At 35.2% G+C, this 19146-nt stretch carries 18 protein-coding genes; 10 read left to right on the top strand and 8 right to left on the bottom strand.

Annotation, left to right across the window (positions count from 1 at the left end; genetic code table 11):
* Window positions 1-15 precede the first annotated feature (15 nt).
* The 6 genes from ACSVH5_RS09175 to ACSVH5_RS09200 all read right to left on the bottom strand — a co-directional run bounded on the left by ACSVH5_RS09175 (window position 16) and on the right by ACSVH5_RS09200 (window position 5099).
* The gene (locus tag ACSVH5_RS09175) at window positions 16-2139 is read right to left on the bottom strand and encodes a M3 family metallopeptidase (protein WP_438061138.1); all 2124 of its coding nucleotides are present in this window, start codon (window positions 2137-2139) and stop codon (window positions 16-18) included.
* 331 nt (window positions 2140-2470) lie between these two features.
* A complete protein-coding gene (locus ACSVH5_RS09180; protein WP_438061139.1) occupies window positions 2471-2632 on the bottom strand; it encodes a hypothetical protein in 162 nt (53 codons plus the stop codon).
* A 281-nt stretch (window positions 2633-2913) separates the two neighbouring features.
* The gene (locus tag ACSVH5_RS09185; RefSeq protein ID WP_438061140.1) at window positions 2914-3999 is read right to left on the bottom strand and encodes a hypothetical protein; all 1086 of its coding nucleotides are present in this window, start codon (window positions 3997-3999) and stop codon (window positions 2914-2916) included.
* A gap of 68 nt (window positions 4000-4067) precedes the next feature.
* Entirely contained in the window at window positions 4068-4283 is a 216-nt protein-coding gene (locus ACSVH5_RS09190) for a hypothetical protein (RefSeq protein WP_438061141.1), read from the bottom strand.
* A gap of 154 nt (window positions 4284-4437) precedes the next feature.
* A complete protein-coding gene (locus tag ACSVH5_RS09195; RefSeq protein ID WP_438061142.1) occupies window positions 4438-4701 on the bottom strand; it encodes a hypothetical protein in 264 nt (87 codons plus the stop codon).
* On the bottom strand, window positions 4698-5099 hold the full coding sequence (locus ACSVH5_RS09200) for a response regulator (RefSeq protein WP_438061143.1): 402 nt from the start codon (window positions 5097-5099) through the stop codon (window positions 4698-4700). The genes ACSVH5_RS09195 and ACSVH5_RS09200 overlap by 4 nt, the downstream gene beginning before the upstream one ends.
* A 257-nt stretch (window positions 5100-5356) precedes the next feature.
* On the opposite strand from ACSVH5_RS09200, the gene ACSVH5_RS09205 reads away from it, so the two are divergent.
* The 9 genes from ACSVH5_RS09205 to rlmF all read left to right on the top strand — a co-directional run bounded on the left by ACSVH5_RS09205 (window position 5357) and on the right by rlmF (window position 15573).
* Window positions 5357-5800, top strand: coding sequence for a DUF1569 domain-containing protein (locus tag ACSVH5_RS09205; RefSeq protein WP_438061144.1), 444 nt, complete (start codon window positions 5357-5359; stop codon window positions 5798-5800).
* A gap of 512 nt (window positions 5801-6312) precedes the next feature.
* Window positions 6313-6990, top strand: a complete 678-nt coding sequence (gene trmD, locus ACSVH5_RS09210) for a tRNA (guanosine(37)-N1)-methyltransferase TrmD (protein ID WP_438061145.1) — start codon at window positions 6313-6315, stop codon at window positions 6988-6990.
* A 186-nt stretch (window positions 6991-7176) separates the two neighbouring features.
* On the top strand, window positions 7177-7527 hold the full coding sequence (gene rplS / locus ACSVH5_RS09215; protein ID WP_438061146.1) for a 50S ribosomal protein L19: 351 nt from the start codon (window positions 7177-7179) through the stop codon (window positions 7525-7527).
* 267 nt (window positions 7528-7794) lie between these two features.
* Window positions 7795-10017: an NADP-dependent isocitrate dehydrogenase gene (locus ACSVH5_RS09220; protein WP_438061147.1), complete on the top strand. Its 2223-nt coding sequence runs from the start codon at window positions 7795-7797 to the stop codon at window positions 10015-10017.
* 129 nt (window positions 10018-10146) lie between these two features.
* Window positions 10147-12558: a TonB-dependent receptor gene (locus ACSVH5_RS09225; protein WP_438061148.1), complete on the top strand. Its 2412-nt coding sequence runs from the start codon at window positions 10147-10149 to the stop codon at window positions 12556-12558.
* A 5-nt stretch (window positions 12559-12563) separates the two neighbouring features.
* Window positions 12564-13385 (top strand): DUF4249 domain-containing protein, encoded by an 822-nt coding sequence (locus ACSVH5_RS09230; protein WP_438061149.1) that lies wholly within the window; start codon window positions 12564-12566, stop codon window positions 13383-13385.
* Between the two features lie 22 nt (window positions 13386-13407).
* A complete protein-coding gene (locus ACSVH5_RS09235) occupies window positions 13408-13854 on the top strand; it encodes a DinB family protein (RefSeq protein ID WP_438061150.1) in 447 nt (148 codons plus the stop codon).
* Window positions 13855-13919: 65 nt separating this feature from the next.
* Window positions 13920-14582 (top strand): thiamine diphosphokinase, encoded by a 663-nt coding sequence (locus ACSVH5_RS09240; RefSeq protein ID WP_438061151.1) that lies wholly within the window; start codon window positions 13920-13922, stop codon window positions 14580-14582.
* Window positions 14583-14625: 43 nt separating this feature from the next.
* Entirely contained in the window at window positions 14626-15573 is a 948-nt protein-coding gene (gene rlmF, locus ACSVH5_RS09245; protein ID WP_438061152.1) for a 23S rRNA (adenine(1618)-N(6))-methyltransferase RlmF, read from the top strand.
* A gap of 19 nt (window positions 15574-15592) precedes the next feature.
* Here the strand turns inward: rlmF and ACSVH5_RS09250 are convergent, their stop codons facing one another.
* Entirely contained in the window at window positions 15593-16369 is a 777-nt protein-coding gene (locus tag ACSVH5_RS09250; protein WP_438061153.1) for a class I SAM-dependent methyltransferase, read from the bottom strand.
* Between the two features lie 355 nt (window positions 16370-16724).
* Between ACSVH5_RS09250 and uvrB the strand changes: the two genes are divergently transcribed.
* Window positions 16725-18716, top strand: coding sequence for an excinuclease ABC subunit UvrB (gene uvrB / locus ACSVH5_RS09255; protein ID WP_438061154.1), 1992 nt, complete (start codon window positions 16725-16727; stop codon window positions 18714-18716).
* Here the strand turns inward: uvrB and ACSVH5_RS09260 are convergent.
* Window positions 18713-19114, bottom strand: coding sequence for an excinuclease ABC subunit B (locus ACSVH5_RS09260; protein WP_438061155.1), 402 nt, complete (start codon window positions 19112-19114; stop codon window positions 18713-18715). The two genes, uvrB and ACSVH5_RS09260, sit on opposite strands and share 4 nt — an antisense overlap.
* Window positions 19115-19146 lie beyond the last annotated feature (32 nt).

Raw genomic sequence — 19146 nt, forward strand, 5'->3', positions numbered from 1 at the left:
AAGGATATCAATCAATTATTTAGTCAATCCCGCATTTTTTAGATAGGGCTCAATCTTCATATCGTGACCGATGAATTCTTTGAAAGCTTTATTCAAATCTACACTGTTCCCTACAGACAAAATGTATTTCACAAAACGATCACAATTTTTTCGGGTCATTCCACCATTAGCCTCAAACCAATCGTAAGCGTTATAATCTAAGGTTTTAGACCAAGTGTAAGCATAATATCCTGCAGAATAACCACCTCCCCAAATGTGAGCAAAGTAAGGAGAATGATAACGAGTAGGCACTTCATTCACTAACAAACCATATTTTTGCAAAGCCTCTTTTTCAAAATCTAAAGTAGGTTTAAAATCCGACTCTTTTTCTACAGTATGCCAAGCCATATCTAACGTTGCGGCAGCCAATAATTCCGTTATTACATACCCTTTATTGAAGGTATCCGCTTTTTTAATTTTATCGATTAACTCTTGCGGAATGGCTTGTTTGGTTTGGTAATGCACCGCGTAATTTTTCAAAACCGTTGGATCTAAAGCAGCGTGTTCGTTGATTTGCGAAGGAAACTCTACATAATCTCTTGGCACAGCCGTTCCAGAAAGTGTTACATATTTTTGGTTGGCAAACAATCCGTGTAAGGTGTGTCCAAACTCGTGAAATAATGTCGTTACATCATCAAAACTAATTAAAGATGGATTACCATTAACTGGTTTTGCAAAATTGTACACATTGACAATGACTGGTTTTTGGTTTAAATAATGCGATTGATTCACCAAATTACTCATCCAAGCGCCTCCGTTTTTATTGTCTCTAGCATAAAAATCCAAATAGTAAATCGCGATTGAAGTTCCTTTATCATTGAAAACTTCATACACTTTTACATCAGGATTGTACACCGGCAAATCGGTTCTTTCTTTGAAAGTAAGCCCGTACATTTGTTTAGCTGCAAAAAAGACTCCTTTTTCCAGCACCGATCCAATTTCAAAATACGGTTTGATTTGACTTTCGTCCAAATCGTATTTGGCTTTACGCACTTGCTCAGAATAGAAATCCCAATCCCAAGGTTCTAATTTAAAACCACCATTTTGCGCATCAATTAAAGCTTGAATATCTTTGGCTTCTTCATTGGCTTTGGCTACTGCTGGTTTTGCAATTTTGGCTAATAAATCCATTGCAGGTGCTGGCGTTTGTGCCATTTGGTCTTGCAATTTCCACTCGGCGAAACTCTTTTTACCCATCAATTTGGCTTTTTGCAAACGCAATTTGGCCATTTTTTCAAGGGTTTCGCGAGTATCGCCTTCATCTCCTTTTTCGGCACGATACCAAGAAGCTTTGAAAACCTTCTCTCTTGAGGCACGATTGGTCAAACTCATCAAAACAGGTTGCTGTGTGGTATTGATAATCGCAATCATGTATTTTCCGTCTTGTCCTGCTGCGGTAGCATTGGCTTTGGCAGCTGCAATTTCATCAGGAGTTAAACCTGCCAAATCTGAAGCTGAATCAAAAAACACAGCAGCATTTTTACGAGCAGTTAATAATTTATTGCTGTATAAAGTACTCAAGGTAGCCAACTCTTCGTTGATCTTTTTCATTTTTTCTTTATCGGCTTCTGAAAGATTAGCCCCTGCTAATTCGAATTGTTGCAAGTAGTATTCGGTTAGTTTTCTATCTTCTCCCTTCAAACTCGACAATGGAATGCTTTTGATGCGGTTATACAATTTACTGTTCAAGTAAATTTTGTCGTTATGCGCCGAAAAAATGGGTGCATATTCTGCTTCAATTGCCTGAAGTGTTGGATTGGTGTTCGACCCCGAAAGATTATAAAAAACTCCAGTTGCTCTACCTAAATCTACACCACAAGTTTCTAGCGCTAAAACGGTATTCTCGAACGTAGGTTTTGCGGTAGTATTCGTGATTTTCTCGATTTCTTCGTCGTGTACTTTTAAACCATAGTCAAAAGCTGGTTTAAAATGTTCATCTTTAATTTTATCAAAAGGTGGCGTTTGGTACTGTAAAGTACTGCGTTGCAAAAGAGGATTGTTCATAGGAGCAGTAGTGTTTTGGGCATTCACGTTCTCGACTAGCAGCGTACTGAACAACAAAAGACAGCCCGCACTAGCTATTTTTGAAAAAGAATTCATATTGAAAAATTTACAAATTATTAGGTTTTAAAAGTACTAAAAAAAACAGTATTGCAGACAAATGTTATCTTTATTGAGAAACCAATAATAGTAAAAAGATTTACAATTAATGAGCTAAACGTTTGGCTAAACTTAAGTAGGCGCTCATTTTGAATTGTTAAAATTCAGCATCTTTTTCAAAAGAAGTTTAAATAATTCTTTAGCTGGCTTTACGATGTGTTGGATTAAAGGAGCACAGACTTAGTTTTATGACTGCACCCCAAGAATAAAATCATCTTTAAATTAAGCTTAAATGAGCCAAGTTGAGAAACGGCTGTTGTATGAAGTAACATTAGATTTTTTTAATGTCGCCTAATGTTTTGATATTCTCTATTAAAATTCCGTTTTTATCATAAGCTTTGATTACGGGAAAGCTGAATGAAATACCTAAAGCAAAGTCTGATGGGAAGTTGTCCTCTTTGTCTAGTAATAAATATCCTCTAAAATTTGACATTTTATTCGTATCTATAAAATCAATAAGCTTTTTTGAATCATTTCCTTTTGCAACTAAAACAAAATTTACACTATCATTCTTTGACTTAAAATATTCTAAATAATCATTAATCATTTTACAGTCATTACATTCTGTCGAAAAGTATACAAATATAGTATGTTTATTTTTAGGCAAATTGTCTTTAGAAAATGTCGCATTATTTGCAAAAAAATATTTAAAAGAAGGAACGTTATTTGTTGAATAGTATCTATTAAATAAAAAAAACGCAACTAACAACATTACTAAAAATGGTATTGTTTTAATAATTTTTTTTCATGATTATAATTTGTTTTGTAAGTTATGACGTCAAAAGGCACCATGCTCGATGTGTCAAAATATGGAGTCAGTTCTTTTCTACATTTGTTGATGAAAATTCTATCTTTAAAAAAACCATTTAATACTTTTAACTCACTGTCGTAAGCATATTTAATCAATTCATAATTTCCATTTATATCTTTTTTATATTTTATATAACTAGTTTCAGTTAATATTTGAAAATTCAAAATTTTATTCTCTAAAACTAAATTTCTTTTATTCTTTTTTATACTTACCTCAGCCTTAAATTCGTATACACCAAAATCACTTTTATCTACGATTATATATCCTGAATATGGATATTCATTATTAGTTACCTTAGGTTCAAATTTTATTTGATAAAAGTCTTCTTCTTCAAATATTGAAAATAAAAATTTATCCTTTAATTTAGTCACAATCATTAATTCAAAACTATTAATAGGGCTATTTGAGTGTGTGAAATTTTTATTAAAAATAATATTATGGTTGCTTAAAGAAAAAACAGGGTTACTATTTTTTTGGGTGAAATTCGAAATTATTTTGTTTTCTCTTTCAATAAAACAACCTCTGCCTTTAATAAAAGCAACTCTATTATTGGCGAAAAGTAATGTATCGCTTTGAGTTGTTAAAACATTAAAAAAATGTAAATATTTGGTAGGATTTATTTTTTTTAAAGTAATTGAATTTGAATAAACACTGTCCAAAATACTTTCAATATTTTTTTTACGAACAATAACTTCTTTAAGTTCTATAACATCTATTTTTTTTAAGTAGATTTCATCACTTTGTAATAGTTCAAGATTAATTATGGTATCATAATAGTCTTCTTTAACAATAAATAAATTGCCATAGTTTTTATTGTCAAGTTTTATAACTCCATACTTATTTGATTTTGCAATAACTTTATCATTAGAATAAAACAATACATCATTTAATGGATTTTTATCCTTTTTGTCTAAAACTTTAAATTGTTTGTTTTGTGAATAAGTATTACTAAATATTGAGCAAGTAATAAGAAATATTAATTTATACATTCTATAATTAATTAGTTGTTTTGATATAAAGAGACCGGAGTTGTTAAGCTCCAGTCTTTGTAAACGGTCTATTCCCAAAACCATTGCCACCTATTACTCTCGTTGCATTTAAAAGTTTGCACCTCTGTAATAGGCTGAAGATTTTGATCATAACCTATTTGAACTACTTCTTGGTATGTACCTGAAATAATTGTAACAAATCCAAGGCTAAGCGAGCGGCATTCAGCAAAAACTGTCGAAGATAGCATTAAAGTTGCTAAAACTGTAAAAACTACTTTTTTCATAAAAATAATAATTTTAGTGTTAATAATAATTGTTTCTAACAAACTCTAGTTACGTGCACTTAACTTTGATTTGTAAGACTTTTCAAAACTATAGAATCTGTTTAATATGATTTTACGGTTTTTATGTTAAAAAAGCACGGTTTTTCGTTAAAATTTAAAGCAAGCCTATTCTTTTAGCTGATGCCACTATTTCTTTGCTGCCGCCCGTGCCCATTAGGAGTACGTTTTTAATATGTAGTTTTCTTTTCTCTATAGCGCTTAAAGAAAGATTAAGATGCATTGGTATGTCTTTGGTTTTTACTTTTTGTGCCAATAGTCCCAAAATTCGGTAATCTATAGCATCCAAATCGAGTTTTTCGGTAAGGAATTCGTTTCTTACTTTCTGGATAGTTGCAGTGTAAAACGTTTCTCCATTCATAATAACTTGTAGGCTTCTTTAAATGAATTGGAATCAATGTCATTTTTTAAAATAAATCCTTCTGGATTAATCTCCTGTATAGTATTATTGACTATCACAGACTTACTATGCATGGTTAATAGAATAATTTTGCATAAAGGAAAATGGTTTCGAATCAATTTTGCTAAGTCTACCCCAGATTTTATTTTCTTGGCGGCATAAGGAGGCAAACTAATGTCCAGGAAAGCCGCATCAAATGTTTTTTGCGACACATAACGTTCTGTGATTTTCAGATAGGCGTCATGACAGGAATTAGCTGTAGTAAAATCAATTGCAGCATCGTGATTAGAAAGAATGTTACTATAGCTATCAATTATTATAGGATGGTCATCAATTAATAGTAGTCTTGGAGTTCCCATTAATTCAGTTATTTAATTCGTAATGTTTGGGTAGTTTTTGAAAGATTTTACTCTATTCTATTGCAAATCTATAGAAATAGTTGCGTTTTTCCTACAATAAATTTTGTTGGCAATTCTATTTTTAAATTATTGCTAATTCAAACTTATAAGCTCTTAAACCTGATAAAATCAATCCTAAAAGCAATTGGATAGCTGTAAAACAATTTAAAACTTTAAGCAAAAGAATTATATTTGTTCAACCTAATACCTAAGTACTTATGCCTTCTATTTACACTGCTTCCGACAATGCGATTTTGGTTGAGAGAATTCAGAATTTAAACACCAATTCTACTCCGCTTTGGGGCAAGATGAGTGTTGATCAAATGTGTGAACACTGTATTGCTGCCATAAATGTAGCGTTTGGAAAACAAGATTTAACAATTAGTTTCCCTATGCGATTATTGGGTCGCCTCCTAAAAAACAAAGCTTTTAACAGTGACTTTGGAAAAAATAGTCCCACGGCAAAAGAATTCCGTATTACTGGCCATTCAGATTTTGAAAAAAGCCAAACACAACTTATAGCTTGTGTTCAAGAATTTGCCAAAGGAACTTCGGTCATTAAGGTAATGCAGCATCCGTTTTGGGGAAAGATGAGTTATGAAGACTGGGACAAACTGATGTACAGACACTTGGACCATCATTTGAGACAGTTTGGGGTGTAACCGAAAAGTGTATTGATTTGCAGGGATTGCGTGAGGGCAATGTCATTAAGTTAAGGGTTAAATGATAAAATGATTGCTGATTTTTGATTAACGATTTTTGATTGCTGATGTTTAAGATCCTGAAAATCATTTAATTTTTACTCACTTGCTCCAAAATCTAAAATCAAGAATCGTTAATCTTCAATCTAAAATCTCTTAACTTAATGACAATGGGGTCACGTCCAAATAACTATAAGATATAAAGGGCATTCGCATTTAAAAAAAGTTAGACACTAATTACACCAATTGACACTAATTGTCATCGAAATTGAATGTCACGAATTCCAGCAACATAAATAATTCGTGTCATTAAAACAGATTTTAATTCGTGATTCATTAGTGAATTGCTTCGCCTATTCGCTATCGCTCGGGTCGTGGTGGATATTTTTAAAAGCGAATACCCTGTAAGGTTACATTACTTGATTCGTGTCCTTTGATTTAATTTGTACCTTTGCGCGATATAAAATACTACAATGAGAATTGATATTATTACCGTTTTACCTGAATTATTGAGAAGCCCTTTTGAGGCTTCGATTATGAAACGTGCTATCGACAAGGGGTTGGTGGAAGTGCATTTTCACAACTTGAGAGACTATACGACCAACAAACAAAAAAGTGTAGACGACTATCCTTTTGGCGGAGGCGCGGGTATGGTGATGACTGTGCAACCGATTGATGCTTGTATCACGCATTTGAAGAGCGAGAGAACTTACGACGAAATCATTTATATGTCGCCCGACGGAGAGACTTTGAATCAGAAAATGGCCAATACGATGTCGATGTATGAAAACATTATCATTTTGTGCGGCCATTATAAAGGAGTGGATCAGCGCGTACGCGACCATTTTATCACCAAAGAAATTTCTATTGGCGATTATGTTTTGTCTGGAGGCGAATTGGGTGCTTTGGTTTTGTGTGATGCCTTAATTCGATTGATTCCAGGAGTTTTGAGTGACGAAACCTCAGCTTTGACCGATAGTTTTCAGGATGGATTGTTGTCGGGTCCAATTTATACGCGACCTGCCGACTACAAAGGCTGGAAAGTACCTGATGTTTTGTTGAGTGGGCATTTTGCAAAAATTGACAAATGGAGAGAAGACATGGCTTATGAACACACCAAAAATAGGAGACCCGATTTGTTGGAGGAATAAAACTCTAATAATCAACATTTAAATTCCAAATCCCAAAAATAAAAATCAATTTTATTTACCCATAAAAAAAATTGGAATTTGGATTTTAAATATTCTTTTTTTGTTTACATTTGCACCCACATTAGACCAACCTCTGGCGAGAACCGTGAATGTTGCTCTATTTTAAACCATAATTAAACATTTATCATGGCAGATTTATTGAAATTCGTTCAAGACGAGTTTGTAACAAGAAAAGATTTCCCTGAATTCGGAGCTGGAGACACTATCACTGTGTACTACGAAATTAAAGAGGGTGAAAAAACAAGAACTCAGTTTTTTAAAGGAGTAGTGATTCAAAGAAGAGGTTCAGGAAACACTGAAACTTTTACTATTCGTAAAATGTCAGGAGCTATTGGAGTTGAGCGTATCTTCCCAGTTAACTTACCTGCTTTACAAAAAATTGAAATCAACAAAAAAGGTCACGTTCGTAGAGCTAGAATTTTCTACTTTAGAGAACTTACTGGTAAAAAAGCAAAAATCAAAGACAAAAGAAGATAATCTTTTTTCTTTCACACATAAAAGTCCCGACCTGTCGGGACTTTTTTTTGGTAGTATAGTACCAAAATTTTTACCATTTTTAAAATTTACCCCCGTCAAAAATAACGATTTCGTAATATCTCAAATAGCCCAAGAATTATGATATTTTTATAGCAAAATCAAGGAGTAATTACATCTGATTTCCATATATTTGTCCGCCTTGTTTTTTTGCACTTTTCGCAAAGTAAGGCACGCAACTAAGTGATTTCGATTAAAAAAAATAGAAAAATGACACAAAAATCAAAAATTTTTTACACCCTTACAGATGAAGCGCCATTGTTGGCTACTTACTCTTTTTTACCCATTGTTCAAGCATTTACTGCCACATCGGATATAGAAATTGAAACAAGAGATATTTCGCTGGCTGGAAGAATTTTAGCCAATTTTCCTGAATTTTTAAAAGACGATCAAAAGACGAGTGATGCCTTATTAGAATTAGGAAAACTAGCCACTACTCCAGAGGCCAATATTATTAAATTACCGAACGTTTCTGCTTCTGTTCCACAACTCAAAGCGGCTATTGCTGAATTACAAGCACACGGTTATGCCGTACCAAATTTTCCAGAAGACCCACAAACAGAAGAAGAAAAAAACATCAAGTCTAAATATGCCAAAGTATTAGGATCTGCGGTGAATCCAGTATTGCGTGAAGGCAACTCTGATCGTAGAGCTCCAAAAGCGGTAAAAAATTACGCTAAAGCCAATCCACATTCAATGGGCGCTTGGTCTTCTGAGTCTAAAACGCACGTTGCCTCTATGGAACAAGGTGATTTTTACGGAAGTGAGCAATCAGTTACCGTTGGCCAAGAAACTGATGTAAAAATTGAATTCGTAGGAGCAGACGGAACTACAACAGTTCTTAAAGCAAGTACTCCTTTGAAAGCAGGTGAAATCATCGACAGTTCTGTAATGAATATTGCTGCTTTAAAAAGCTTTGTAGCCAAAACAATTGAAGAAGCAAAAGCACAAAACATCTTACTATCCGTTCACTTAAAAGCTACAATGATGAAGGTGTCTGACCCTATCATTTTTGGAGCTATTGTTGAAGTTTATTTTGCTGATGTTTTTGAAAAATATGCAACACTTTTCAATGAATTAAATATTGATACTCGTAACGGTTTAGGAGACGTTTACGCAAAAATAGCCGGACATCCTCAACAAGCAGAAGTAGAAGCTGCTATTGATGCTGCTATTGCTAATGGTCCTGCTTTGGCAATGGTGAATTCAGACAAAGGAATCACCAACCTACACGTACCATCAGATGTAATTGTAGATGCTTCTATGCCTGCTATGATTCGTACTTCGGGTCAAATGTGGAATAAAGAAGGAAAGCCACAAGATACTGTAGCTATCATTCCGGACCGTTGTTACGCTGGAGTGTATACCGCAACCATTGATTTTTGTAAAAAACACGGTGCTTTTGTACCAACTACTATGGGAAGCGTACCTAACGTAGGTCTTATGGCTCAAAAAGCAGAAGAATATGGTTCACACGATAAAACCTTCCAAATTCAAGGAGAAGGTGTAGTTCGCGTGGTAACTACTGAAGGAACTGTTTTGATGGAACAAAAAGTGGCTAAAAATGACATTTTCAGAATGTGCCAAGCTAAAGATGCTCCAATTCAAGACTGGGTAAAACTAGCCGTAAACAGAGCGCGCCTATCCGCTACTCCAGCGGTATTTTGGTTGGATAAGAACAGAGCACACGACAACCAATTAATTCAAAAAGTAGAAAAATATTTAAAAGACCACGATACAACAGGATTAGATATTCGTATTTTAAGCCCTATCGAAGCGACTAATTTCACTCTAGAACGCATCATCAAAGGATTAGACACCATTTCGGTAACCGGAAATGTATTACGTGATTACTTAACCGATTTATTCCCAATCTTAGAAGTTGGAACTTCAGCCAAAATGCTTTCTATCGTTCCATTGATGAATGGTGGTGGTTTATTTGAAACTGGTGCTGGCGGATCTGCTCCAAAACACGTAGAGCAATTTATCGAAGAAGGCTATTTACGTTGGGATTCTCTTGGTGAATTCTTGGCTTTGGGCGCTTCCTTAGAACATTTAGGACAAACGCTAAACAATGCTAAGGCAATTGTTTTAGCAGAAACCTTGGATGTGGCTACCGAAAAATTCTTAGCAAAAGATAAATCACCTTCTAGAAAAGTAGGCGGAATTGACAATAGAGGTTCGCATTTCTACTTAGCAATGTACTGGGCCGAAGCATTAGCTGCTCAAGATAAAAATGCTGATTTAAAAGCAATTTTCTCCCCTATCGCTGCTGAATTTATCGCAAATGAAACACAAATTAACAGTGAACTAATTGGTGCTCAAGGAAAATCGCAAACTATCGGCGGATACTATCAACCCAATCCGGAGTTAACAAGTAAAGCCATGCGTCCAAGTACCACTTTCAATACAATCTTGGCAAAAATCGCCTAGTTTGACCAAAACTATAGGAGTAAAAAGACAACTGGAAACGGTTGTCTTTTTTTGTTAACCATACATTAACAATTGTAGACTAGTATTTAACTCAAAAATTCTTCTTCTTTGTAGTATTAAAATCAATCTATGAAAAATCAATTTAGTTTAGTTTGTATATTCTTTATACTATTTGCTTCAACATTTTTCTATGGTCAAGAAAATACCCAGTCTAATTCAAATAAAGAAAAATTTACGTTAAGCGGCACTATCACTGATCAAAACAGTAATGAAACATTAATTGGAGTCAATATTATTTTTCCTGAATTAAAAACGGGTGTCACTACCAACGAGTATGGTTTTTATTCCATTACACTGCCCAAAGGAAATTATAAAATTCAAATTTCGTATTTGGGATACAAAACAATAAATGAAACCATTGTATTAACGCAAAACACGAAACACAATTGGCCTTTGTCTAGTGATGACAATGTGCTCAAAGAAGTGGTTATCACTGACGACAGAACCAAAACCGACATTAAGAACCCTGAAATGAGTGTGAATAGACTCTCGATTTCGGCTATAAAAAAAATGCCTGTCGTTCTTGGTGAAGTTGATGTTTTAAAATCTATTTTACTACTCCCAGGAGTAACCAATGCTGGGGAAGGTGCTTCTGGATTTAACGTTCGTGGTGGTGGAGCGGATCAAAACTTGATTCTTTTAGATGAAGCTACCATTTTTAACTCATCGCATGTTTTTGGTTTTTTCTCTGTTTTTAATCCCGATGCTATCAAAGATATTCGACTTTACAAAGGCGGAATTCCATCTCGATTTGGGGGGAGAGCTTCCTCAGTTTTAGATATTTATCAAAAAGATGGAAGTAGTAAAAAATTCCACATGAATGGAGGAATTGGTTTAATCTCCAGTCGGCTTCTTGCAGAAGGCCCATTGGTAAAAGACAAAGGTTCCTTCCTGATTGGTGGTCGTGGTTCCTATGCTCATTTGTTTTTGAAATTATCTCCTGAACAAAAAGACAATGCTGCCTATTTTTATGATCTAAATGCAAAATTCAGTTATAAATTAACCGAAAACGACAATTTATACCTTTCTGGATATTTTGGCCGAGACGTTTTTAGCCTCAATGATAGTTTCACCAATATCTATGGGAATTCAACCCTGAACTTGCGTTGGAATCATTTGTACTCTGACAAGCTATTCTCTAATCTTTCCTTAATTTACAGTGATTACTATTATGGTTTAGACCTCGATTTTGTGGGATTCAAATGGGATTCGGGTATTAAAAACTACAATATTAAATACGATTTCAAGAATTACTTAACAGACTCATTCAAATTAAATTACGGGCTGAACGCGATTTATTACGACTTCAATCCTGGTACCATAGTCCCTTCTAATAACACTTCTGGGATCAATCCTGATCAATTGGATAAGAAATATGCTTTTGAACCCGCACTCTACATCAGTGCCGATCACGATTTGAGTAAAAAAGTAAGTATTTCTTATGGTTTACGCTACAGTTTATTTTATCGCTTAGGACAATCTACAGTAAATATTTATGCAAATGACAATCCAGTCCTTTTCAATACCGACTTACAATTGTATGAAAAAGCTACGCCAATCGACACAAAATTTTATGGCAAAAACGATGTCATTCAAAGTTTTGACAATTTTGAACCTCGATTTTCTGCTGCATATCAATTCAATGATACCCAATCGGTAAAAGCAAGTTATAACCGAATGGTGCAGTATTTGCAATTGGTCTCGAATACCTCATCACCTACTCCACTCGATGTTTGGACGCCAAGTGACAACTACATTAAACCTCAAATTGCGGATCAAGTGGCATTGGGATATTTCAAAAACTTCAATGATGGGATGTATTCTCTAGAAGTAGAAACCTATTATAAAAAAATCAAAAACCGTATCGATTACATTGATGGCGCCGAATTAATTGCCAACAAAGCTTTGGAACAAGTCATTTTGAATGGTCAAATGAGAGCCTACGGATTAGAAATTTTATTGAAGAAAAACGAAGGCAAACTCAATGGTTGGGTTTCTTACACTTTATCAAGATCTGAACAACAAACCCCAGGCAGAAACCCACTAGAAACAGGAATTAATAATGGTCAATGGTATAAATCGCTTTACGACAAATTGCATAATTTAGCCGTGACTAGTTCCTACACTTTGAACGAGAAATGGAGTTTTGGTGCCAATTTTGCTTTTCAAACCGGACAACCTGTTACTTATCCCGAAGGGAAATATGAGTATGAAAATATTTTGGTTCCTAGCTATGGATTGCGCAACGAAAATCGTTTACCTGCTTACCATCACTTAGATATTGCAGCTACCCTAACTCCAAGAAAAAACTACAATCGCAATTACAAAACCGAATGGGTTTTTAGCATTTACAATCTGTACAACAGAAGAAATGCGGCGTCAATGAGTTTTAGACAAAATGCAAACACCGGGAACAACGAAGCAGTAAGGACTTCAATATTTGGTATTGTTCCGGCTGTGAGTTATAATTTTAAATTTTAATCATCATGCAAAAGATCCCTTTCTTTTTCGTTTTTATACTAGCTACCTTATTCGTAGGATGTGAAGATGTAGTAGATGTTGACCTAAATACGGCACCACCAAAATTGGTAATTGAAGCGGCTATCAAATGGCAAAAAGGAACTTCTGGAAATCTGCAGCGCATCAGATTAACAACTACAACAGACTATTTCAGCAATTCAATCCCAAAAGTTTCGGGAGCAATAGTGACCATTACCAACAGCACCAATACTGTTTTTAATTTTGTAGAAGCACCCAATACAGGCGAATATTTTTGCTCGAATTTTGTCCCTAAAATTAATGAAACATACACTTTAACTGTTGTCAGTAAAGGACAAACCTATACTGCTACAGAAAGCTTACAAGCTGTGGCTCCCATTACCAAATTAGAACAAAAAAATGATGGTGGCTTTACTGGAGACCAGATTGAAGTCAAAACTTTTTACAATGATCCTGCTGGTACCCCCAATTATTATTTGTATAAATTCACTTATTCCAATCAGGTAAAATCCAATCTCTATGTAGACAGAGATGAGTTTTTTGATGGCAATGATTTTTTTAGTATTTCGCAAAATGACGAACTGAAAAAAGGAGACAAAATCGAAATCGCCCACTACGGCATCTCCAAAGCTTATTACAATTATATGAGCATTTTGGCAAATATTTCAGGTAATAATGGCGGAGGTCCATTTCAATCTCCACCTGCTACGGTTCGTGGAAACATCCTCAACACTACAGACAAAGCCAATTATCCGTTGGGGTATTTTTCGTTGAGCGAAATTGACCAAAGAAGTTATACTATTCAATAATACTCTTTTCAAGTAACTTTTTATGCTAATTCAGACCTTACAAATACTTTTCAAAAGGGATTTGACTTCCTTAAAAAGAGAAATAAATGCCTATCAAAACGAGGCTGCAATCTGGTCAACTGACCAACAAATCAACAATTCGGCAGGTAATTTGTGCTTGCATCTTATTGGTAATCTCAATACTTACATTGGAGCTGAAATAGGGAAAACAAATTATGTTAGAAATAGAGACTTAGAATTTTCTGCGAAAAATAGTTCCAAATCAGAATTGATTCAAAAAATCGACGAAACAATAACAGTTGTTCATCAAGCGCTTAATCAACTAACAGAAGAAGATTTAGAAACAGAATATCCCTTACTAGTTTTGGACAAAAAGACCTCTTATGGTTTTTTCTTGGTCCATATTGCTTCGCATCTAGCCTATCATTTGGGACAAATTACCTACCACCGCAGACTACTTGATGCATAAGAAATGAACTAGCTCAATAACTTTTGTACATTTGTTTCGAATAAACTTAAATTTAAATCGAAAAAATGTCTTCACATCACATCGTTCGCGACGACCAAGAACCCGCTTTAATTATCGCCAATGGCGCTTCTTGTCAGCCCGAATTATTGGGTCAATTATTAGAATGGTCACCTTTGGTTGTTGTGCTTGACTCAGCCATAGAACGCGTGATGCATCTTGACATTAAAATCGATGTGCTCTTGGGTGACTTTGATCGTGATTTTGACCCTGAGGTTTACAAAACCAAACAATATCCGCTGGAAATTGTGCACACTCCCGATCAAAACAAAACCGATTTAGAAAAAGCATTAGACTATTTAATCGAGCGAAAAATGCCAGCTGTCAATATTGTTTGGGCTACTGGAAAAAGAGCCGACCACACCATAACCAATCTCACAAATATCGTACGTTATCGTGATTTAATCAAAATTGTGATTTTGGACGATCATTCCAAAATATTTCTTTTACCCAACAAATTCGAAAAGTGGTACACGGCAGGCACACCTATTTCGCTAATCCCAATTGGCGTGGTAAAAGGCATTCATTCTCAAAACTTAGTGTATCCTTTAGCCAATGACACCTTGACGATTGGGTACAGAACTGGCAGTAGCAATGCTGTCGCAACAGATGGTTTGGTTACTATTGAACATGCTGAAGGGGATTTATTACTGATGGAGTGCATGGATTAAATTACAAAAAAGGAATACCTATCTTTGCACCGAAATTTAGAAAATGAAACGTACAAAGCAGCCCGAGAAAAAAAACCTACATCCAAGAAATCAGCATCGTTTAGGATACGACTTCGATTCCTTAATTCAGATATTGCCTGAACTCAAAAATTTTGTAGGCATTAATGAACATCAAATTCAAACGCTAGATTTTAGTAATCCAGATGCTGTAAAAGCATTGAACAAAGCGTTATTACTAGCGTACTACGATATTCAATTTTGGGAGATTCCTTCTACTTTTCTTTGCCCACCCATCCCAGGCAGAGTAGATTACATTCATTACTTAGCCGATTTGTTGGCCCAAAGTAATAATGGTATTATCCCAAAAGGAGAAACTGTTCAGGGCTTAGACATTGGCGTAGGTGCGAATTGTATTTATCCTATTCTAGGAAATGCGGTTTACGGTTGGAGTTTTGTAGGCACAGATATCGATGAAAAGGCGATTCAAAATTGCAAAAAAATTATCGAAAAGAATCCAAAACTAATCGATGCTATTAGCTTACAGTTACAGACAGAACCTCGTTTTATTTTCAAAAACATAATGGAACCCGAAGATAAATTCGCATTTACTATCTGTAATCCTCCGTTTCATAATTCAAAAGAAGAAGCCACAAAAGTAGCTTTACGAAAAGTCAATAATTTAAATAACGACAAAGCAACTTCACCAGTATTAAATTTTGGTGGACAAAATGCTGAGTTATGGTGTCCGGGTGGTGAATTGGGTTTTATTACCCAAATGATTTACGAAAGCGCCAAATATCCTATGCACTGTCTTTGGTATACTACTTTGGTCTCAAAACAAGCGCATTTGAATAGCTTGTACAAGACCTTAAACAAAGTAAATGCTGCCAACATCACCACCATTGATATGGCACAAGGCCAAAAAACCAGTCGCATCTTAGCGTGGACTTTTTTGACCGAAAAGCAACAAAAGGAATGGAAGTTCCAATAGGAATAATCACTTTTTGATCTTACTTTTTTATTCTTACTTGCATAGCATAGTCATAGGTATCTAAATCTTCAAAAGAAATTTGATGTGGGGCTATAAAAGGCAAATAGGCATACAGCTTTTCTTTCGTAAAACGTTGAGACCAAAAACGTTCTTGAGTCGCTGTAAAACTGTCTTGAGGAGAAGTAATTATGGTCATCCCCATTTTTTGATAACTGAATTCTTGTTTTAATCTAGTGGCCTCGTTGTCTTTGTAACAAGCGCCCAAAACAATTTCACCTTGTGGGGCTAATAAACTGTATGCCTGAGAAAAAATACTGGTAAACTTAACATTGATGGTTAAATCTAATTTTGATGTAGCCCTTGAATAGTTTTCAAAATCAAAATCATCGGGATAAAAATTACCCGGAGTAAACCAAGTGCAAATAATCAAATCATACATCCCCGTTAGTTGGTGTAAGGCTACGGCATCTAAATTCAAAAGTGTCACTTTATCATTTATGTCTAAATCATTTACCATTTTTGAGGCTAATTCCAAACATAAGTCTGCATTGTCTGTACCAGTATAATGCCCTATAAACTGCCATATTTCGGGAATATCGTGAAGGTTTTGTATGATTCTACCGCTTCCTACTCCAATATCTAAAATACGAATGGGTCTTTGAAAGCGTTGTGATAGCTCGTATATTACCTTTTTTAAAGACACAAATTCAGCCCATTGCGCTTGAATCAAATAAGGGGAAAGATAGTTTTCATCAAAAGAATGGGCTACTGTATCTGGGTTATCGTACATATTCATAGTCAAAAAGGTTGATTTTAATTACGATGTAATTTAATAAAAAACAATTAAAAAAGGGTTAAGCAAACACGAACTATTGATTCCAGAGAAACGATAATTCCAATCCTATAATTAGTAGTTCAACGGCAAATGACAACAAAAATGCAAATTGTGGCTCCCTAACCCCGATAGTAGCGGCATCCTTGCTTGCCGGGGTTCGGCAAGCAAGATATAGCGGATAGCGGGACTTTGCTGGGTAAAATGCCTTTTGCCGCGGTTCCTAAAAATAACCATAGAATGAAGACTCATAAATTAAGGATTAGCTGTATTTTTGTGCTCTATCCTTCTTCTCACAATCAAGTTAGCTCAGTAAAAAATGAAATTTCAAATTGTATCGGATTACCAACCTACCGGAGACCAACCTCAAGCTATTGAAAAATTAGCGCAAGGCATTATTGCTGGCGATCCTTTTCAAACACTTATGGGAGTTACTGGGTCAGGCAAAACATTTACCGTTGCAAACGTCATTCAAGAAGTACAAAGACCTACCCTAATTCTTGCTCACAACAAAACATTGGCTGCGCAGTTGTACTCGGAATTCAAACAGTTTTTCCCTAACAACGCGGTGGAATATTTTGTTTCGTATTATGATTATTACCAACCCGAGGCGTTTATGCCTGTTACCGGAGTTTTTATAGAAAAAGATTTGTCGATCAATGAAGAGTTAGAAAAAATGCGTTTGAGCACGACTTCCTCTTTATTGTCTGGACGAAGAGATATTATAGTGGTCGCTTCGGTTTCTTGCATTTATGGTATTGGAAATCCAGTGGAATTTCAAAAAAACGTAATTGCCATCGAAGTCAACCAAATGATTTCAAGAACTAAATTGCTTCATAGTTTAGTACAAAGTTTGTATTCTAGAACCGAGGCCGAATTTGCCCCAGGAAATTTTAGAATTAAAGGTGATACGGTTGAAGTCTATCCAAGTTATGCGGATGATGCATTTCGAATTCATTTTTTTGGTGATGAAATCGAAGAAATAGAAAGCTTTGATACTAAAACCGCTCAAGTCATTGAACGCTTTGAAAAATTGACGATTTATCCCGCCAATATGTTTGTGACTTCGCCAGATGTGCTACAAAATGCCATTTGGGAAATCCAGCAAGATTTAGTAAAACAAGTGGATTACTTCAAAGAAATAGGCAAACATTTAGAAGCCAAGCGCCTCGAAGAACGCACCAACTTCGATTTAGAAATGATTCGGGAATTGGGCTATTGCTCTGGAATTGAAAATTATTCTCGTTACCTTGACGGAAGAGAAGCGGGCTCAAGGCCTTTCTGTTTATTGGATTATTTTCCGAATGATTTTTTATTGGTAGTCGATGAAAGCCACGTGACTTTGTCGCAAGTACAAGCTATGTATGGTGGCGACCGTTCTAGAAAAGAAAACTTGGTAGAATATGGCTTCCGCCTTCCCGCTGCAATGGACAACCGACCTTTGAAATTCGAAGAGTTTGAAGCTATGCAAAATCAAGTCATTTATGTGTCGGCAACACCTGCGGATTATGAATTGCAAAAATGTGATGGCGTTTATGTAGAGCAAATCATTCGTCCAACTGGCTTGTTAGACCCGATTATCGAAATTCGTCCAAGTTTAAATCAAATTGATGATTTAATCGAAGAAATACAAGTGCGTTGTGAGTTAGACGAGCGTGTTTTGGTCACGACTCTAACCAAAAGAATGGCAGAAGAATTGGCAAAATATTTGGCAAAAGTTTCCATTCGTTGTCGCTATATTCACTCAGATGTGGATACATTGGAGCGTATTGAAATTATGCAAGATTTACGAAAAGGCTTATTTGACGTGCTGATTGGAGTCAATCTATTGAGAGAAGGATTGGATTTACCTGAAGTGTCTTTGGTTGCCATTTTGGATGCAGACAAAGAAGGCTTTCTTAGAAGTCATCGTTCCCTTACTCAAACCATTGGTCGTGCAGCAAGAAACTTAAACGGAAAAGCGATTATGTATGCCGATAAAATCACAGCAAGTATGCAAAAAACGATTGATGAAACCAATTATCGCCGTACCAAACAAATCAATTACAACACCCAACACAATAAAGTCCCACAAGCTTTGGATAAAAAAATAGACAGTGCTTTTACTAAAAATCCACTGGTGGAATACGAATTAGGACATACTATTGCAAAAGCAGCTGAACCAGACACCACTTATCTTTCGAAACCAGAATTGGAAAAATTAATTCGTGAAAAACGAAAAGCGATGGAAAAAGCTGCAAAAGATTTGGATTTTATGCAGGCGGCCAAGTTTAGAGATGAAATTAAAGCACTACAAGAAAAACTTACTTAATTGTGTTGTTCTTGAAACATTGCTAACAATACTTTAGCATCAATCATAGCGTTAGGAGAATCCTGCATCATTTGCAACACTCGTTTGGTAGCCCCGGGATTTAATCCCATATCAATAGCAATCTGATGAATCGCTACTGCTTCTTTCTGATGCAAAATCCCATCACAATGCATAATTAGCGCTAATCTATAGAACTGCTGAATACGTTGGAATTCTGATTTAATCGGTAATTGAGGTAACTCTTGATGAAATAAATCTGCAAATTGTTCTTTAGAAAAACCCAATTGCTTTCCTATTGCAGATATAAAATTAAATTCTCTTTCGTGCAGTTTACCATCAATTACAGAAAAACTGATCATTTCTAAAAGTAAACTTCTTTTTTCTTCAAAACTATTCATCAATTTATTATTTTTAGCTAATTTATTGCTTT

The sequence above is a fragment of the Flavobacterium sp. RSSA_27 genome (assembly GCF_051547125.1).
GTDB lineage: Bacteria > Bacteroidota > Bacteroidia > Flavobacteriales > Flavobacteriaceae > Flavobacterium.

Excerpts from the sequence above, each read along its gene's own strand:
- ACSVH5_RS09175 (WP_438061138.1), bottom strand. The coding sequence starts at position 2,139 with ATGAATTCTTTTTCAAAAATAGCTAGTGCGGGCTGTCTTTTGTTGTTC.
- ACSVH5_RS09180 (WP_438061139.1), bottom strand. The coding sequence starts at position 2,632 with ATGTCAAATTTTAGAGGATATTTATTACTAGACAAAGAGGACAACTTC.
- ACSVH5_RS09185 (WP_438061140.1), bottom strand. The coding sequence starts at position 3,999 with ATGTATAAATTAATATTTCTTATTACTTGCTCAATATTTAGTAATACT.
- ACSVH5_RS09190 (WP_438061141.1), bottom strand. The coding sequence starts at position 4,283 with ATGAAAAAAGTAGTTTTTACAGTTTTAGCAACTTTAATGCTATCTTCG.
- ACSVH5_RS09195 (WP_438061142.1), bottom strand. The coding sequence starts at position 4,701 with ATGAATGGAGAAACGTTTTACACTGCAACTATCCAGAAAGTAAGAAAC.
- ACSVH5_RS09200 (WP_438061143.1), bottom strand. The coding sequence starts at position 5,099 with ATGGGAACTCCAAGACTACTATTAATTGATGACCATCCTATAATAATT.
- ACSVH5_RS09205 (WP_438061144.1), top strand. The coding sequence starts at position 5,357 with ATGCCTTCTATTTACACTGCTTCCGACAATGCGATTTTGGTTGAGAGA.
- trmD (WP_438061145.1), top strand. The coding sequence starts at position 6,313 with ATGAGAATTGATATTATTACCGTTTTACCTGAATTATTGAGAAGCCCT.
- rplS (WP_438061146.1), top strand. The coding sequence starts at position 7,177 with ATGGCAGATTTATTGAAATTCGTTCAAGACGAGTTTGTAACAAGAAAA.
- ACSVH5_RS09220 (WP_438061147.1), top strand. The coding sequence starts at position 7,795 with ATGACACAAAAATCAAAAATTTTTTACACCCTTACAGATGAAGCGCCA.
- ACSVH5_RS09225 (WP_438061148.1), top strand. The coding sequence starts at position 10,147 with ATGAAAAATCAATTTAGTTTAGTTTGTATATTCTTTATACTATTTGCT.
- ACSVH5_RS09230 (WP_438061149.1), top strand. The coding sequence starts at position 12,564 with ATGCAAAAGATCCCTTTCTTTTTCGTTTTTATACTAGCTACCTTATTC.
- ACSVH5_RS09235 (WP_438061150.1), top strand. The coding sequence starts at position 13,408 with ATGCTAATTCAGACCTTACAAATACTTTTCAAAAGGGATTTGACTTCC.
- ACSVH5_RS09240 (WP_438061151.1), top strand. The coding sequence starts at position 13,920 with ATGTCTTCACATCACATCGTTCGCGACGACCAAGAACCCGCTTTAATT.
- rlmF (WP_438061152.1), top strand. The coding sequence starts at position 14,626 with ATGAAACGTACAAAGCAGCCCGAGAAAAAAAACCTACATCCAAGAAAT.
- ACSVH5_RS09250 (WP_438061153.1), bottom strand. The coding sequence starts at position 16,369 with ATGAATATGTACGATAACCCAGATACAGTAGCCCATTCTTTTGATGAA.
- uvrB (WP_438061154.1), top strand. The coding sequence starts at position 16,725 with ATGAAATTTCAAATTGTATCGGATTACCAACCTACCGGAGACCAACCT.
- ACSVH5_RS09260 (WP_438061155.1), bottom strand. The coding sequence starts at position 19,114 with ATGAATAGTTTTGAAGAAAAAAGAAGTTTACTTTTAGAAATGATCAGT.